This window comes from Actinomadura chokoriensis, assembly GCF_041463665.1.
Lineage (GTDB): Bacteria > Actinomycetota > Actinomycetes > Streptosporangiales > Streptosporangiaceae > Spirillospora > Spirillospora chokoriensis_A.
The window spans coordinates 274,182-290,925 of sequence record NZ_JAXCEJ010000003.1 but is presented as its reverse complement, the minus strand read 5'-3'; the positions used below and the strand labels follow the sequence as shown (position 1 = coordinate 290,925).

The 16,744-nt window shown below is 67.3% G+C and carries 13 protein-coding genes; 4 read left to right on the top strand and 9 right to left on the bottom strand.

Annotation, left to right across the window (positions count from 1 at the left end; genetic code table 11):
* Positions 1 to 64: 64 nt before the first annotated feature.
* The 7 genes from SM418_RS07500 to SM418_RS07470 are packed head-to-tail and all read right to left on the bottom strand — an operon-like array spanning position 65 to position 7,712.
* Positions 65 to 1,858, bottom strand: coding sequence for a type IV secretory system conjugative DNA transfer family protein (locus SM418_RS07500; protein WP_371939924.1), 1,794 nt, complete (start codon positions 1,856 to 1,858; stop codon positions 65 to 67).
* On the bottom strand, positions 1,855 to 3,300 hold the full coding sequence (locus SM418_RS07495; protein WP_371939923.1) for a putative type IV secretion/conjugal transfer ATPase: 1,446 nt from the start codon (positions 3,298 to 3,300) through the stop codon (positions 1,855 to 1,857). The genes SM418_RS07500 and SM418_RS07495 overlap by 4 nt, the downstream gene beginning before the upstream one ends.
* Before the next feature lie 16 nt (positions 3,301 to 3,316).
* On the bottom strand, positions 3,317 to 4,792 hold the full coding sequence (locus SM418_RS07490; protein WP_371939922.1) for an SCO6880 family protein: 1,476 nt from the start codon (positions 4,790 to 4,792) through the stop codon (positions 3,317 to 3,319).
* Positions 4,782 to 6,149 (bottom strand): hypothetical protein, encoded by a 1,368-nt coding sequence (locus SM418_RS07485; RefSeq protein WP_371939921.1) that lies wholly within the window; start codon positions 6,147 to 6,149, stop codon positions 4,782 to 4,784. Before SM418_RS07485 ends, SM418_RS07490 begins: the two co-directional genes overlap by 11 nt.
* 29 nt (positions 6,150 to 6,178) lie before the next feature.
* Complete coding sequence (locus tag SM418_RS07480; RefSeq protein WP_371939920.1) at positions 6,179 to 6,922, bottom strand: DUF8175 domain-containg protein; 744 nt, start codon at positions 6,920 to 6,922, stop codon at positions 6,179 to 6,181.
* On the bottom strand, positions 6,919 to 7,224 hold the full coding sequence (locus tag SM418_RS07475) for a hypothetical protein (protein ID WP_371939919.1): 306 nt from the start codon (positions 7,222 to 7,224) through the stop codon (positions 6,919 to 6,921). Before SM418_RS07475 ends, SM418_RS07480 begins: the two co-directional genes overlap by 4 nt.
* The gene (locus tag SM418_RS07470; protein WP_371939918.1) at positions 7,221 to 7,712 is read right to left on the bottom strand and encodes a hypothetical protein; all 492 of its coding nucleotides are present in this window, start codon (positions 7,710 to 7,712) and stop codon (positions 7,221 to 7,223) included. Before SM418_RS07470 ends, SM418_RS07475 begins: the two co-directional genes overlap by 4 nt.
* Before the next feature lie 184 nt (positions 7,713 to 7,896).
* Between SM418_RS07470 and SM418_RS07465 the strand changes: the two genes are divergently transcribed.
* Both SM418_RS07465 and SM418_RS07460 read left to right on the top strand, forming a co-directional pair.
* Positions 7,897 to 8,202 (top strand): helix-turn-helix domain-containing protein, encoded by a 306-nt coding sequence (locus SM418_RS07465; protein ID WP_371939917.1) that lies wholly within the window; start codon positions 7,897 to 7,899, stop codon positions 8,200 to 8,202.
* Positions 8,203 to 8,235: 33 nt separating this feature from the next.
* Positions 8,236 to 9,210, top strand: coding sequence for a C40 family peptidase (locus tag SM418_RS07460; RefSeq protein ID WP_371939916.1), 975 nt, complete (start codon positions 8,236 to 8,238; stop codon positions 9,208 to 9,210).
* A 299-nt stretch (positions 9,211 to 9,509) separates the two neighbouring features.
* Here SM418_RS07460 and SM418_RS07455 read toward each other — a convergent pair whose 3' ends face one another.
* Positions 9,510 to 9,686, bottom strand: a complete 177-nt coding sequence (locus SM418_RS07455; protein WP_371939915.1) for a hypothetical protein — start codon at positions 9,684 to 9,686, stop codon at positions 9,510 to 9,512.
* Between the two features lie 104 nt (positions 9,687 to 9,790).
* Between SM418_RS07455 and SM418_RS07450 the strand changes: the two genes are divergently transcribed.
* Positions 9,791 to 10,009 carry a helix-turn-helix domain-containing protein gene (locus SM418_RS07450; protein ID WP_371939914.1) on the top strand — a complete coding sequence of 73 codons (219 nt, stop codon included), beginning with the start codon at positions 9,791 to 9,793 and terminating at the stop codon, positions 10,007 to 10,009.
* Between the two features lie 976 nt (positions 10,010 to 10,985).
* Positions 10,986 to 15,527, top strand: a complete 4,542-nt coding sequence (locus tag SM418_RS07445) for an NACHT domain-containing protein (protein WP_371939913.1) — start codon at positions 10,986 to 10,988, stop codon at positions 15,525 to 15,527.
* A gap of 849 nt (positions 15,528 to 16,376) precedes the next feature.
* Here SM418_RS07445 and SM418_RS07440 read toward each other — a convergent pair.
* Positions 16,377 to 16,679, bottom strand: a complete 303-nt coding sequence (locus SM418_RS07440; RefSeq protein WP_371939912.1) for a hypothetical protein — start codon at positions 16,677 to 16,679, stop codon at positions 16,377 to 16,379.
* Positions 16,680 to 16,744 lie beyond the last annotated feature (65 nt).

Here is a 16,744-nt window from a genome sequence, read left to right as displayed (position 1 = left end):
GGAGCCTCCAGAGCGGTCGAGGTGTGCATGCAGGGCCCTTTCATGGACACGGGGGGTGAGGGGATCAGTTGGTGTCGCGGTGGTAGTGGCGGCGAGCGGCGTCGGCGATGGCAATATCGGCGGTCTTGATGGCCTGATTGATAGCTGCGGCGTGCGGTCCGGCGTACCAGGGGCGCAGGCGGATGAGGGCGGGTTTGGTGCCTGTCGCGAGCAGTAGGGCGGTGCCGGTGGGCAGGGCGCGGATGTCGGCGGCTTCGAGGATTTCCTGGCGGCGCAGTGAGATCTGTTCGCTGGCGCGTCCGTCGCTGTAGGTGATGGACCGGACGGGCACGTCGTGCTGCCCGATGAGGGTCGCCAGGTCGCGGACGAGGCGGGGCGAGTCGATGCCGGCGCCGATGAGTTTGCGGGTTGCGGCGCCCCACAGGGCGGCCATGCCGGGCTCGCCCCAGACGGTGACGCCCTGCTCGTAGCTCTGCAGGATGGTGACCGGGATGATGCCGCGTGAGCCGAGGTGGGAGTAGAGCTGCGGGAGGTCGGCGATGCGGCAGATGTTGGCGGCCTCGTCCAGCGCGACGATGAGTGGCGGGTCCAGACGTCCGCCGGCTTGTTCGGCGCGGCGCTCGGCGGCACGCATGGTGGTGTCGGTGAGTGCGGCGATCAGCGGAGCCGCCGCCGAGAGCGACTTCGACAACAGATACAGCGTGTCGCGCGAGGTCGCGAACGCGTCCGGGTCGAAGACCGGCAGCTCGCGGGCGGGGGTGACCCAGGCGAGGATCTCCTGGTCGCGCAGTGCCTTGGCCGCAGTTCGAGCGGTCTGGTAGATGCCGTCCCGCGTCTCGACGGCCCCGTTCTGCGTGCCTTTGAGCGAGGAGGCCATGAGCTGGAAACCGGCTTTCTGGAGCAGCTCGATCGGCGTGGGGACGGCCGGCTCGTCCAGCCACTGCGCCACGTGATGGAGCGAGCGGCCGGAGGTCGCGGCGGCCAGGAACAAGGCGCACAGCAGGTCTTGTGCTGCCGGCCCCCACAGGTCTTTCTTCTGGCCGTCGTCGACGGTGAGGACGAAGTGCCCGGCGAGCCGGTGGGCGTCCTCGACGGTGGACAGGCCAGCGAGCGGGTTCCACCACCAGGCTTGCGGCTGGTAGGTGATGTGCTGCGGATCGAACAGCCAGATCTTCCCGCCCGTGCGCTTGGCGCGGACGGTCGCGATCGCCGACCACAGATCGGCCTTGTTGCTGGTCGCGATGACGGGGCCCGGCGCGGAGAGGACGTGCGGGATCGACTGGGTGGTCGTCTTGCCCGAGCGTGGTGCCATGAACGCGACCACGGTGTCCTCGAACGAGGCGAACAACGTCGGCCCGGGCCGTTCGCCGGGGAGAAGGACGTCGCCCAGGACGAGGCCGATGTCGTCCCGATCCAACTCCTCTGGGGCGGACTTGGCGAGAGATCGTCTCAGGGCGATGGCCTTGCGTGCGGTCGCATCGGGTTGGAGGGCGGTCAGGCCCGGGTTGTCGGCGAGCGCGGCGACAGCATCTCCAGGCTGGGGCAGGCGCGCAGCTATACGCGAGCAGATCTCCCAGGCGCCGCACACCAGCGCGGTGACCAGGAGCGCGAGGATGAGAAGGACCAGCGGTGTCGGTGTTCCCGGCCACGTGGCGCTGGTCTGGCCCTTGGCGAGGGCGATCGCGAAATCGGAGCCGAAGGGCATGACCGTCCCGCCCGTCGCGACCGCACACAGCTTGGCAGCGATCCACACGACCCACAGGACGACGATGGGTGTCCAGCAGGCGGCCAGCACCAGCCATCCGGCACCCGCGTTGGAATGCCACAGCGATGCGCGCGGCCCCAGCGCGCGTGTCATCCAGCACCTCTGATGGCCTGGTCGGTGTCGTAGAGGTCGGTTTCGGGGCCGACGAGGGAGAGTTCGACGGGGATACCGAGGCGTTCGCCGGTCTTGATGAGGTACTTGCCGCGCCCGGGGTGGCGGGCGCCGGGTTGCCAGGAGTCGGGGGCCGACCAGGAGGTGACCAGGCGCTGTTCGGGGCCGGTGAGCGGGGTGATCTCGTGGACGCGGGCCAGTTCGCGTGGCGGGAGCCCGGCCAGCACGGTGATGGCAGAGCGGTCGGCGAAGCCCTTGGCCTTTGCGCGGTCTTCCTCGGTGGCCAGGGCGTCCAGGTCGGCGAGCGAGTGCGTGATCATAATCGAGGCCATGCCTTTGGCGCGGTTGAGGCGGGTCAGAGCGTCGACGTGCTCGACCAGGCCCGGGGCGCCGCGCAGCGCCCGCCACAGTTCGTCCATGACGCCCAGGTAGGAGCGTCGTGGGGCGGCGCCGAGGTCGGCGAGGGCGGTGGCGGCGTCGACCATGCCGAACGCGTAGGCCCAGGTGCACAGCATCGCGGCGGTGAGGAGCTTGTCACCTGCGGCTCGCACGCGCGAGATGTCGACGCTGATCGCCGGAGCGTCCAGGTTCAGCGGGCGGGTGGTGGGGGAGTCGAAGACACCGGCGAGCGACCCGGAGATGAGCAGGTCGAGCGTGAAGACCAGGCCGCGGGTCTGGGCCCGGTAGGACTCGGCGGAGTCGGTGCGGGTCGCCGAGCGCAACTCGTCCGGCCCTTGCTCCAGGATGCGCAGGACGTCCACGACAGTGGGGTCATTGGCCAGGCGCTCGTCGAGCAGGTCGATGGCACGGCCGAGAACGACTTCCTCGGCGTTGGTGATGCGGGCTTCGCGGACGAGCGTCGCCAACGCCAGCAGCAGCGAGAGCCGACGAGACCGCACTTCCCACCGCAGGGTTTCGGCGTCGGCTCCAGTGAGGCGTTGCCGCGCCTGGTCCAGGGGCCCGGCGTCGAGAGGGTTGATGCGGTCGAAACCGCGGCCGACCCGGATGACTTGGCCGCCCAGGTACTCGACCAGCAGGCTGTAGTCGGGTTTGGTGTCGCCGAGGATGATCGGTGTAGTGCCGGTCGCGACCGCGCCGGTGACCAGGCGCTTGACGAGGGTTGATTTGCCGGTGCCGGGCTGGCCGAGGACGAACATGCCCGGGTTGGTGACCAGGCCCTCGCGGAGCCAGGCCAGCGGGTCCAGGCAGACGACCTCGCCCCAGAGCTGGTGGCGTCCGATCGGGGTTCCGGCGGTGGGTGTTCCTGAGCCGGCGGTGAAGGGGTACAGCCCGCAGACTTGGCTGGTGGTGGCCTGGAACTCCGGGGCGGCTTCGACATGCGCGGCGCGTCCGGTACCTGGGCCGCGCCAGCCCCACGGCGGGGCGAGCGGCTCGGACATTGCCGCGGTTTCGGCGTTGGGCAAGCTCGGTTCCTCCGGTTCAGTGCAAGAGGCGGCGAGACAGTTCGGGTGGGCAGATGCCGCACGACAGGGTGGTGGCGAATCCGGCGGCCTGGCTGCCCCACAGGCGGCGGAGCCGGATCTTGGCCGAGTCGGCCGACGCCTCCACCTGGGCCACGGCGCGTTGGAGCTGGCCGGGGTCGGTGACGGTGACGGTCGCGTACATCGAGACCAGGCAGACCCCGGCGCCCATGGCTTCCTCGGCGGCGGCCTGGCGGGCGCGGGCGGCGTCCCAGCTGTCGCGGGCGGTCTCCTCGCGGCCGGTGCGGCGCCGGAACTGGGCGCGGAACGCCGCCGCATTGACTTCCTGTTGCAGGACGCGGCTCGCCGCTGCGGCGGGCAATGCTCGGTATTGCAGGGTGACGCGCTTGGGGAACGGGCCGGGCGCGACCAGCCTGGCCAGGACGTCGGAGCGCACGTTCTGGCGGGGTGGCTCGTGCCAGGCCCAGCTCACCGAGTGCCCGCCGTCGTGCTCGTAGTGCGTGGTGTGCTCGGTCGCTGCGACCGGCCCGGCATCAGCCCACGACAGGATCTCTTCTGAGTTCGGGCGCGCGAGCAGCCGGTTCACCTCACCGCGCGCGTCGGGGTCGAAGGCGATCCGCACGGCCCCGGCGATCTCGGCTGCGGTTGCGCGTCCCAGCACGGACACGCCGCAGCCGCCAAGCCGGGACGCCAGCCCGTCCAGCGTGCGGCCCAGTTCGGCGACCGCCTCGAACAGGTCCTTCGGGCTGGCCGCGGACGCCTTGGGATCGAAGGTGATCGAGACGCGGGTGTCGACATCGGCGGCTGCGGCGGGAGCTGTGCGGACGAGTTCGCTCATGATGGTGCGGGCCGGTTCCGGCGCGGTGTCCACGACGGCGCGGTCGACGGCGTCGGCGAGTGTCGAGCCGGGCTCGGGTGCGGTGTCGACCGTCACGCTCACCCAGCGCACTGCGGGCATGTGCCCGAGCGCGGCGAGCCAGCCGCCCCAGGAGGCGACCCAGGTGTCGGCGTCGCTGCGGTCGGCAAGCCAGGTCGAGGCGGGGACGACTCTGAGCGTGGCGGTCAACAGCCCGGCGCGTCGATCCCACACGATCCCGTACCGGCCGCCGTAGCCGTCCTCGGCACTGAGCAATGTCAGCGGTGCGAGCACGCCCGGGAGCTGGAACGCGCGCGGGTGGTCGATGACGACGCCGGCCCGGTAGCGGGTGTGGCCGCGCCACACGCCCCAACGCCAGCGGCACCGCGCCAGAACGATCCGCGCCAGCGGCACGCCACCGACCCGGATCAGACTGAGCGCGCCACCGATCAGCGCGGGCGGGAGCAGGTAGACCAGCAACCGCGGGGCGGTGGCCGCGACCAGCACGAGCAGCATCGCCGTGCCGAGCGCGATGAAGGTCGAGGTGGTGTCCAGACCGAGCAGACCGATGCCCTGACGGCGTCGCCAGCCGCCGTAGGTGCGGATGTCATGCTCCACCGCCGCCACCCCCTCCTCCGGCCGCGCCGGTCGGTCCGCCCAAGCCGCCGGTGGCGGCCCAGCGGACGGCGTCCTCACCGCGGCGGCGTTCCCGGTCGGCCACGCGGAGGCCGGCCGGTCCGACCGGTTCACCGTGACCGCCGTCGGGCGGAGCCCACCCGTGACCGTCCGGCGCGGGCTGGCTTGACTCGGGATGGTCGGTGCCGGGATGGCTGGTTCCTGCGGGGGCGCTTGGATCGGAAGCGTGATGGCCGAGGCCGCCGGCCGGTGCCGATGTGCCAGGGGGGTGGCCGGACGGGGAGGGCGGCTGGTCGGCGGGGTTGTTGCCGGACGACGGCTGCGTTGGTGGGCCTTGGTCGCCGAGCTGCTGGTTGAGGTAGTCGGCGTGCTCGCCTGCCGAATCCGAGCGTCCACCTGCCGCGCCGAGGGCGCCGTAGGCGCGCAACGCGCCCAACGCGGTGGCGCTGCCCATCAGCGCGCCGAGGATCCCGCCGCCGGTGCTGGATTCGGTGCCGCCGGTCGTCCAGTTGAAGAACTTCAGCAGGACCGGGAAGGCGATCAGGCTGATCAGCATCATCACGAACCCCATCAGGATCACGCGCAGGTCCTTGCCTTTGCCGACGAGCGTGAACGCCGTCGCATACACCGCTGCGGCTGCGGGCTTGTAGAAGATCAGCGCGAGCATCCAGCCGGAGACGCGGGTGAACCAGGAGCGGGTCGAGGTGGTGATCATCCCTGCGGCAGCCAGCGGCAACAGCCCGGCCAAGATGACCAGCGCCGCTCCGCGGAACAGCAGCAGGACCGCCTGGATGATGCCGATGATCAGCGCGATGAGGCAGAGGATGAGGACCAGCGCGGCCGGTATCCCGCTCGGCACCATCACGATCTGGGCCATCCGCTTGGCGAAGTCACCCTGCGAGGAGGCGTTCAGCACCCAGCCGGACCACTGGTCACCCCACTGCAGCAGCAGATTCGGAAGGACGGTGCCGATCACGGTGACCGCCGCGAGCACGACCAGGCCGCGTCCGGCGTCAATCAGCGGAACCGCCTTGCGCGACAGCGCCATGCGCGCGGCGACCGCCAGCAACGCCAGTGCCGCGACCGCGACCGTCAGCGGCTGGACTAGGAGTTGGAGGTATCCGATCGCCGGTTCGCCCTCCAGGTCGGGGGAGGGGGTCTTGACCCACCAGGCGGCGGTGTTGGAGATCAGCCAGCCGACCGCCGACTGGAACGACTTGGCGGCCTCGTCCAGCATGTGCCCGCCGACCATGGCCGGGATGTCGGGTATCCCGGGCAGGAACGGGCTTCCGCCGCCGTGGCCATCGTTGTCGACCGGCTGGACGCAGGCCGGGTCCATAACCGGTGAACACGGATCGAGCGGAAACATCAGGCGCCCCCGTTCGGGAGGGGCACATAGCCGTCCGGCGAGTCGATGGAAGACGCTGCCCCGGCCCATGTCCCGCCCGGGGGAGCCAGGAGACGCCAGTCACCGTCCTGCCATTGCAGCTGGAGCCGGGTCACGGCGCGGGCCGTCACATCGCTGTCGCCCGGCCCTGCTGACACCAGATCCAGGCTCGCCGCCTCGGAGGAGTAGCCCTGCCAACGGAACGCCTCCAGCACGACGTAGCCGCGGCCGAGCACAGCACCATCGGGACGACGGCCCTTCAGCCGTTCATAGGCCTCGCGCGTCGCATCAAGCAGGGCACGAGTGTCGGGGCCAGTGACCTGCCGCTCGATGGTCGGCCCGAACACGTCGCTGCCCCACTGCACGTTGGCGCGCACCGCGATATGGATCGCGGCCAGCAGAGCCCCGCGCGGCGTCCTCGCGAACCCCGAGGCCAGCCCGCCGGCGGTGTCGCGTGGCCCGTCCGCAGCGGAGTAAGGCAGCAGAACGCCGTGGTAGTCCCGCCACGCCACCCCGGCGAAAGAGACTTGCGGCGCGCTGACCATCTGCCCGGCTCGCGCCGTCGTTCGCACGATCACCGGAGTCGTCGCGGGAGGCGTCCTGAAGACCGGAGGCGCCAGAAGCCCGACCAGCACTCCGCCGCCGATCACCGACGCCGCGATCACCGGGCCGCGACGCCACCAAACGACGTTGTCCGACGACTTCGTGTCGTTCGCCCGGGTCATTTGAAGAACACCCCGACGATCGGAGCCGCCGTCGCCGCCAGACTCAGCCCGCCCAGCACCCACGGGATGCCGGTCGCTCCATCAGCGGCGAACGTGGACCGGTTCTTGCGACCGATGGCCATCTGACCAGCGCAGATGAACAGGCCGGCGACGCCGCAGATCAGCACACCCCATTTGCCCCACGACAGCAGCGTCTCCATCTTGCTATCGAGCCCAGGCGGGGGAGCCGGGGGCGGATCGGGCACATCGACATCCGCGCCCACGAGCAGGACCGCGGCGAGCATCGACGAGACCAGAGTCATCGGCGCTCCTCACTGACCAGGCGCCGGATCTCAGCGAGGGCCTGGTGCGCCTTGCCCGGCAGCGCGACCGTCGAGGGATCCTCGACGAGCCGCAACGTCCGCACGTGCGGGACGCGCACCACGCCACCGACCCGCGCCGTCAGCAGTCCGTACCGGGCCGTCGCGTCCCGCGACTCCGGACCGCCGTCACTGACGATCGCCAGCACGGTCACGCGCTCGCCCCACTCGTGCAGCGCACCGATCGCAGCGGTGGCGTGCGTGGCCGCCACCGCGGTGTTGCGCGCCGCCAGCAACACCGGACGCCCCTTGGCCTGCAGCGGCGCCTGGCCGAGATCCAGCAGCTGGCCGATCGAGCCCATGTCCCACGCCGCGGGCAGCAACGCGGCCAGCGTGGAGGTCCCGGCACCGCCGTGCGCGCCGGCCACGACCACGTCCATGACCTCGGCCGGCTGCTCAGCCGGGATCGTTCCGGTTTGTCGAAGACTCACCCGCATACCCCCAAATCAATGCGCTGGGTCGTTGGTCGCTTACAGTACGTGGCAAGATTATGGAGCGCAAGCAACGTCAAACAGTTTCTTCGAGAACCAACCGACCTCAAGAACGTGCTTCCGCAGCGCCCGTCCACCACACTGGACAGGACGACCCGTGACCGCCGAACCAGGAGCCCCCGCGATGACCGAGACACCCGGCCGCGACCCCGACGTCCTCACCACCGCCGAACTCGCGACCAAACTCGGCCTCTCGCCCCAGACCGTCCGCCGGATGGCCAACGCCGGGCAGATCCCCGCCCTCAAGACCGGCAAGGACTTCCGCTACTCCTGGCAAGCGGTCCGCGAGGTGCTGCGGCAGCCCCACCACCCGGGGGAGACCGCACATGAGCCACCCGAACCCAAGAAGGGCGCCGGATACCGCGCCCAACGCCGCGCCCGCACCGGCGCCCAGAACCAGACCACCCAGGAGCAGGTCAGCCAGGAGTAACCCGCCCCGGCGGCCGGTGCAGCGGCCGACGCGGTGAAAGCCGCCGCCACCGCATGCGCCGCCGCCCTCGCCCTCCCGCTGGCCCTGGTCATCCTGCTCGCCGGCCAGAACTCCGCCGCAGGAACCGGCTCAGAACTGGCAGGCGCGCCCACCGCCCAAGCCGAACACGACATCCCACCGGCCTACCTGCGCTGGTACCTCGACGCCGCCACAACCTGCCCCGGCCTGCCCTGGAACGTCCTGGCCGCCATCGGCAAGATCGAATCCGACCACGGCCGCTCGACCGCACCCGGCGTCCACTCCGGCCAGAACTTCGCCGGAGCCGGCGGGCCCATGCAGTTCCTCGCCGCCACCTGGGCCGCCTACGGCATCGACGGCGACCACGACGGCCGCAAAGACCGCTACAACCCCGCCGACGCCATCCACGGCGCCGCCCACTACCTGTGCACCAACGGCGCCGGGAAAGGCGGCAAGCACCTCTACCGGGCCATCTGGCAGTACAACCACGCCGACTGGTACGTCCGCAAAGTCCTGGCCCAAGCCGCCCTCTACGCCGCCCCCACCGCCACCGGACGCGGCGCCACCGCCGTCGGCGCGGCCCTGCGCTGGCTCGGCACCCCCTACTCCTGGGGCGGCGGCGGACCCTCCGGTCCCACCTACGGCATCGCCCAAGGAGCCGGCACCAAAGGCTTCGACTGCTCCGGCCTCACCCAGAACGCCTGGGCCCAAGCCGGCATCCGCCTACCCCGAGTCGCCGCCGACCAGTACAACGCCGGAAGCCACATCCCCCGGCCCCAACTCCAGCCCGGCGACCTGCTCTTCTTCGCCACCAACCCCCGCAACCCCGCCACGATCCACCACGTCGGCATCTACTACGGCCGCGGCCGCATGATCCACGCCCCCCACACCGGCGACTTCGTCCGCATCTCCCAGTTCACCGGCAACCCCTACCGCGAACGCCAATACATCGGCGCCACCCGCCCCGCACCCCACACCACCGGAGCCTGACCGGAGGCCTACGCATGCACCGACGCCACCACGCCAACCGCTCCGCCCATGCCTCCAAGATCGCTCGCACGCGTGCCCACGGACCAGTTCACCGCCAGTACCTGAACACCTCACCGCCACCGAAGGGGGTTAAGACCTGCTCGCCTCACGAGCCCATCCGGGCCAGCGGTAGCGGCTGGCAAACAGCGGATGTCCTGGTCCTGCTCACCCGCGTCAAGATCACCTTTCAGGCCCTCCCGTTCGCCAACGTCGGCGACGGCTCCGGAGACGCCGCCATCCTTCGCTCCAACCGTGACCACTCAGCCGCCCCAGGCATCGAACTGCCTCAGGCCCGCTGCATCCGCCACGACGGTGCTGTCGAGCCCCTCGACAGTCATCTCCTTCGCGAAGTGGCTCTCCTTCACGAAGACGGAAAGGGGGAGGTCATCAGCGACTCCGGGTGGTGCTCCGAGTGACCACTTGTTGCAGATTCCCATGCCATGCATGTGAACGCTGCGGTGCTCCGATCTTGTCGGAACCGGTACAGACCTCCGGTGATAGGGGTGGGTCGATCGCCCGCTCTGAGCGCGGCGGGGCACGTATGAGCGATACGGCAGCCAAAAGTGGCTCCACGGATGACGGGGTTCGGGTGCGCGTGTACACCGTGGAGCAGGTCGCCGAGATCCTGCAGGTCGGCCGCGACAAGGTCTACATGCTGCTCCGGACCGGACGCCTACGCAGTATCAAGATCGACAGGCTCCGACGGATCACCGATCGGCAACTCGACGAATTCATCGCCTCAGTTGAACACATGAGGTGACTCGATGCCCGGCTACTTGGCCTCGCTGGCATGGATCGGCCCCTGAGAACTACTGGGCGGTTGGGCTGGCCGGGACCGGTAAGTACCAACATTCCTCATCGGGTTCGGTGTCGCCGCAGTCCAGACCAGTCACAAGGTCTGCTGCTTCACCGCCGCCTACCTGGCCGAGACCCTCTACCGCGGGTTGGCCGCCACCTCCGTTGGCCGCGTCATCAAGGCCCTCCTGTGCGGGGACCTCGTCAGTCTCCACGAGGTTGAGTTCGCGCCACTGGCGATCGGCTCCCATTGACTCTTCGGTCAGTAGGGCCGGTTGCCGCCCGAACATCCCTCGCCGTAAGCCTCCTCGGCGGGCTCCTGCGCCCCAGCAACCACCGTGATTGCGAGGTAGGCGGATGTTGATCGGTGCCTTGCTGCGCGTGCTCTCGCCTTGCTGGCCCTGTCCCCAAGTCAGACTTGGCCCTCATGGCGGGCATTTAAGGTATTTACTCTTCGAATGTGCTCCCAAAATAAGATACTCACTGGTCCGTGAGCTCGCCGAGAACGACATCCCCGTCGCGGTGGCCTGCCGAGTGTTAGGAGCTTCCCGGTCCGGTTGCACCGACTGGCTCGGCAGGCCCGCCTCCATCCGGGAGCAACACAACACCGAGCTGGTGAAAAGGTGTGTTCATTCACGTGGTTCTTCGGCGCCACCCCAATCGACGATTCCCGTGCATCCACGATGGACGACCACGGATCATGGCAGTTTCAGGCAGGTCATGCATTAGGTATAATGAGAAGTGTTATTGCTAGTCGTCCGTCATTCGGGCTGGAGAAAGCTGTTTGAGTCACGACCCAACTATTGAGGCTTCGGTCCCGCGTATCGAGTCCCGCGTATCGAGTCCCGCGTATCGCGCCGTCCTTCCCGTATACTCGGCCCCCTGTTGACCGCCGCACTCGGGGCGGTTCGCTCGGTGGCTTGGAGTCGAGAGGTTGCGGCATGGCAAAAGTAACGGCGTCAAGCTTCGACACGCTGCGTACCTGGAACGGCGAGCAGAGCCGGGCCTTCGAGGAGTTCTCGTTCCAGCTACTCAAAGACAAGGTGCCGTCCGGAACACGGGCGATCCGGACGGGCAATCCCGACGGTGGGGTGGAGTGGTACGCCACGCTGTCGGATGGCACCGAGCATGGTTGGCAGGCTAAGCATGTCCACGGTATCGATGCACTGTTGACCGCGATGGCCAACTCGGTGAAGCGGGTTGCTAAGGAACGATCGAACCTACGCAAACTGACTTTCGTTATCTCCTGGAACCTGGCCACTAGCAAGGCAGGCAAGGGTGGCGCTGAGCGCAAGTCTCAGCGACAGAAGTACGAAGATAAAATCAACGCTTGGCAACGAACCATTCCTGGCGCGGACAAGATCGAGTTCGACCTGGTGCAGGAAAGCGACCTGCTGGATGAGCTGGCCAAGCCGGAGCACAACGGCCGGCGCTGGTTCTGGTGGGGCGACCTTGTCTTCGGCCACGACTGGCTGGTAACTCGGTACGACCAACAGGCTGCTGCGGCTAGTGAGAAATACCGACCTGACCTTCAAGTCGACGTCCCTATCCAGGAAGACCTGCTCGCGCTTGGCTTCGACCAATCAGTCCTCACTATCTTCAATCGCCTTCTCCGCGACGTCATCTCGGCCATAGCCGACGTACATATCTGGGCGAAGGACGAGGATGCAACGGCGGTGGCGCTCTACCAGGCAATCCAAGACGCGGCCACCGTGTTGAACGCCACCGCCGGAGCTCTTACGCTGCAGGCGGGCGATTCGCCGGCCGTGCTTGATCCTCTGCTCGCTGAAGTAGAGGCATGCCGGAAGGCGATCTATGCCGCCGAGGAGCACGAACGCAAAGTCGAGGCGGAGTGGCGGAAACTGCCCAACGATGACCCGAAGAAGGTCAACAAACCATCGGAGCGGACCAGCGGCTACGGCGTTCGAGGCCTAGCCTCCGCTATGGACGAGTTGATCTACTGGCTCGAATCATCAACGGGCCGCTCGCTCCTGCGCCGGGCCTACTTCCTGACCGGGCAGGCGGGGTCGGGCAAGACGCACCTGTTGCTCGATGCCACGAGGCGAGCCCTCGACGCCGGTCGTCCCGCAGTGTTCCTTGCGGGTGCACAGTTCGGTCAAGGCAATCTGTGGGCAAGCATTGCGGATCAGCTCGGTCTGGAAGCGGTCGGGGCGGATGTGCTGTTGCGTGCTATGGACGCAGCGGGTGAGGCTGCTTCCACCACCGGCAGCCGGTTCGTAATCTTCATTGACGCCCTCAATGAGACCACTCCGCCGGACTTCTGGCGCGTCCACCTACCTACGCTGCGCGCGGCCATTGCGCCCTATCCGCATGTTGCGCTTGTAGTCTCCTGCCGGGACACCTATCAAGACCTCGTTCTGGAGGGCGCCGAGGGATCTCACTACATCCGGCGCACACACCCTGGGTTCGCTGAGCGGGAGATCGAAGCCACGCAGCGGTACTTCGCGCATTACAAGCTTGAAGCACCGAAGCTTCCGCTGCTGACTCCTGAGTTCACGCTGCCGCTCTTTCTACGGCTGTACTGCGAGAGCTTGTCGCAGGCGGAAACCGGTCCGCTCCCGGATGGTCATCAAGGGCGGGTCGCCATCTTCGAGCGCTACCTTACGGCCAAGATCGCGACGGTCGCCAGGCGCTTCCGGCCTACCGCAAGTTCCAGCTATGAACTGAATGCGGCGAAGTCACACGTGAGCCGTGTTCTCGACGGCTTGCTCGACGAACTGTCACGCCTCGGCCGCGAGAGCATGAGCACCGATGCGGCCGAGGCGGTTGCCCGGGCATCATTGGGTGACGCGAGTGCCGATGCGACGAGGGTCCTGGGTCTTCTCCAGGATGAGGGGGTCCTCACCCGCGAGCGCCTCTACCTGGGCAGCGGTAACTTCGACGAAGGTGTCCGGATTGTCTTCCAGGCTTTTGCGGACTTCCTGCTCTTGAAGCGTCGTCTGGCGCTGTCCGACGACCCGCTCAATGATCAAGCGGTCAAGACGTGGTTGGCCGAGGAGTGTAGCTGGGGCATCAATGAGGCAGCAACGATCTTGTTCCCGGAGGTGTATGGCGTTGAGGTACCGGATCTCCTGGGCATCAAACTAGGCGCTGAACCAAAGCAGCATGAGGACCAGGACGCTTGGGGTCGCCACCACCGCGCCCGCCAACTCTACCGCTCGCTGGTGGAGACCTTGCCATACCGCGACTCGCGAGCGATCTCCCAGCGCACTATCGATCTCTTGAACGACGCGCAACGCTACCTATTGCGCGATGAGTTCTACAGGGTGCTGTTCATGCTGGCTCCGCAGCCGGGCAACCGCCTGAATGGTGACAGGCTGCACCGCTATCTCATCAGGCAGCGTATGCCACAGCGGGACAGCGACTTCGGGTTTGCTACCTATTACGAGTTGTTCGAGACGTTCAGCCCCGCAGCCCGCCTTGCTCGCTGGGCGGCGGGCGGCCCGTACCCGGCGTATGACGCCGAGGTGATCGAGCTGGCCTGCATACCACTGTGCTGGCTGTTGTCATCTCCCAACCGCTTCATGCGCGACTGGGTCACCAAGGCGCTCGTGCAGTTGCTGCGCGGCCACCTCGACGTCATGCGTGCCCTCTTTGAGCGCTTCTGGAATGTCGATGATCCCTACGTGATACAACGGGTGGTTGCCATCGCCTATGGCGCAATTCTCCGCAGCACGCCAGCGGAGGCCAACCAAGCGAAAGTGCTCGCTGAAGCTATACACATGCGTGTCTTCACTCGCCCGGTCCGAGCAGACGAGCTACTGCTGGATGCCGCGCGGGGCATCGTCCGGTGGGCGGTGGCCCACCGACTGCTGCCGGACACTGCGTTGGACTTGTCTCAACGTCCGTACGGACTGAAGCCACCTGGGCCGCCACCAACGGAAGCTACGATCGAGGCCAAGTACGGCTGGCACAAGGACCAACCGGATGATGAGAGCTACTCATCCATCACCTTCTCGTTGCTGAGCATGGGCGACTTCGGCCGTTACGTTGTCGAAGCGGGCCTACACCACTTCTCGCGCTACCGCATCGGGCAGGAATACCCCAAGCGCGAATACCGCAAGCCGCGGTTCTTCAAGAGCCGATGGGAGAAGTTTGTAGCGTCACTCAGCGGTGACCAGAAGGACGCGCTGAGTGACTGGTTGTGTAACCCCGAGCAGCGGAGCATGAGCCGCCTCGACTTCTTGCTCCGGCGAGAAGACGATCCGCTCAGCGATGAGCAACATGAACTACTCGACGCGGTCTTTGTGTACCCAAAGGTGGTCAACGACGAATACCCGGCCGATGGCGCTCGGCGCTGGATCTTTCGCCGGACCCTCAGTCTTGGCTGGACACCAAAGCTTTTCGGCCACAGGGACCGCAGCATTGGGCACGGTCGCATGGGGCGGGAAAGCCACAAGGTCGAGCGCTGGGGCAAGAAGTACCAGTGGATGGCCTACCACGAGTTGCTTGCCCGCGTCGCGGACAACTATCAGGCCTCCCGGCGCTTCGATGACAGCGGACCGTACGAGGGGCTGCATCAGATCATCGGTGACCGAGAGATCGACCCCAGCCTCCCACCGATCGACTTCCGAGCCTTCAGCGAGAACGATGGCAACGGTGCGACAGCCTGGGACCCACCGCTGATCCAGCTGGAGGAGTGGCCGCCGGCACGCCTCGACTTCAGCCGCTACCAGGGAGACATCAAGCGGTTCCTGGCCGACACCGAGTCAGAGCCAACCATCGCCAGTTCTACGTTTGTCCGTGACCGCGATGGCAACGATTGGGTGGTGCTCGAAAGCTTCGTGAAGAAGGTAGATCCGCTAGCTCACAAGGGGTGGCGTGGTCTCCGGGAGCAGAATGCCATCGACACGCTGCTCCTCACGGCCGATGACGCCCAGAGATTCCTCGCCGCTCTACCGGACGAGCCCCGTCACGAGATTCGCGACCTCCTTGATTCCCATGGCCACACGGACTGCTGCTACGTCGGTGAGGTTGGCCGCGTCGGTCCAACCTGCTACCACCGGCACGACAAGTTCCGGCAGGCAGGCGTCGGAGGTAAGTCCTTCCGAGTTGTGGCTACTGTGGAGCAGTACGCCTGGGAGGGCAACATCCTCGACTGTTCCATTGGCGAAACAGCCAGTACGGTTTTGCCCTCGACGTTCATTCAGCAGGCTGCAGAACTGACCTTCGACATGCGCGGCCCGAGTTGGCTGGATGCAGAAGGTGCTCCGGTCTTCACGTACTACGAGGAGAGAGGGAACGACAGCCGTGCGCTGCTTGTGAGAGCCTCTTTCCTGCGGGAGTTCCTGGCGGAGCACAAGCTTGAACTCATTGTGCTGCACGGGTTCGAACGGATGCGGCTCAGCGACGACCATAGCGGTAAGCACCCCTTTGTGGAGTCGAGCGTCAACGCCCGGCTGACCGCTGAGCTGGTGCTACACCTGGGCAAACCGAGGAGGACGACGCGGGACTTGGCTTGAGGTTTGCCCTATCAAGGACCGAGCAGCGGCAACCGCCTACGCTGACCGATCGATCAGCGTTATAACCCGGAGGGCTCAGAACTGTACAACTTCAGCGCTGCGCGTCCCAGAAGTACCGGATAGATAGGTGCCCGGGCACAGGTCCAGGACCCGGCAGACCGCGGCCGCAAGGTCCGCACCACCGTCTGTGACGACGAGCATGAGCGGGCCATCGACCTGCTGCGCCAGCAGCCCGAACCGCCCCACTTGACCACCTGGGCCGGCGTCGTCTACATCGCGTTCGTGGGCGACATCTTCTCCCGCGCCATCGTCGGCCGGGCCGCCTCGACCGCCACGCGGACCCGGCTGTGCCAGACGCGCTGAACATGGCGCTATGGCGATACGACCAGGCCGGGCGCTCCGTCGGGCACGGCCTGGTGCGCCACAGCGACGCGGGGCCGCAGATACACCTTTGTCTGGTTCACCGCGCATCTGGTCGAGGCCGGGATCGACGCCTCCATCGGCACCGTCGGCGACGCGCTCGACAACGCGCTGATGGTACGTACTGGCCACAGCGCAGCTTGCGAGCGAGCCCGAAAGGGCCTCTATACATGGTCGGGACGCGGCGGGTACGCGGCCCCCGGCGCGCGCATCGAAACCGCTGTTCAGGACCAGTACGAACCCGCTGAAAGTTGGCGGCCGCGGAGTAAGCCCGTGAAGCTGCGTCCGCCGAAGCCGCGACCGCAAGGCCGAGGCCGACCGGCAGTGAGCGCGCGGACATCGTGGTTTTGCGGGCTTGTCGTTTTCGGGCACGGCCCCCGAATCGGGGCGGGGGTGACGTGTGGTCCCGGGGATTCTGGCCGGTGGCTGTTACAGCATCCGGTGGGCCCAGGCCCGGTTGTCCTTGAGCACGTCGCGGTAGGTGCCGTGGTGCGAGGGCTGGCAATAGCAGTCCGGCCGATCGAGCAGATCGGCGAGCCGGGCGCAAAGGCGTAGCACCGCCTTTGCGTCTTGCCGGTACACGCGCCAGTGCCTAATCTCGCGTACGAGGAGAGCGAAGCGCGCGTGGTCTCCCTCTGATGGAGCGGTTTCTGCCTCACGGGCCTGCACGTCCCAAATCCAGGGGCGTTCGATGTGGAAGCCGCCGTTCTGATCCCATTTGATGCGGCTCATGTCGTTTTTTCCTCGGGCAGCGTGCGCGATGTCTCGGAGGTCCGCCAATGGCAGTTGAGAGGCCT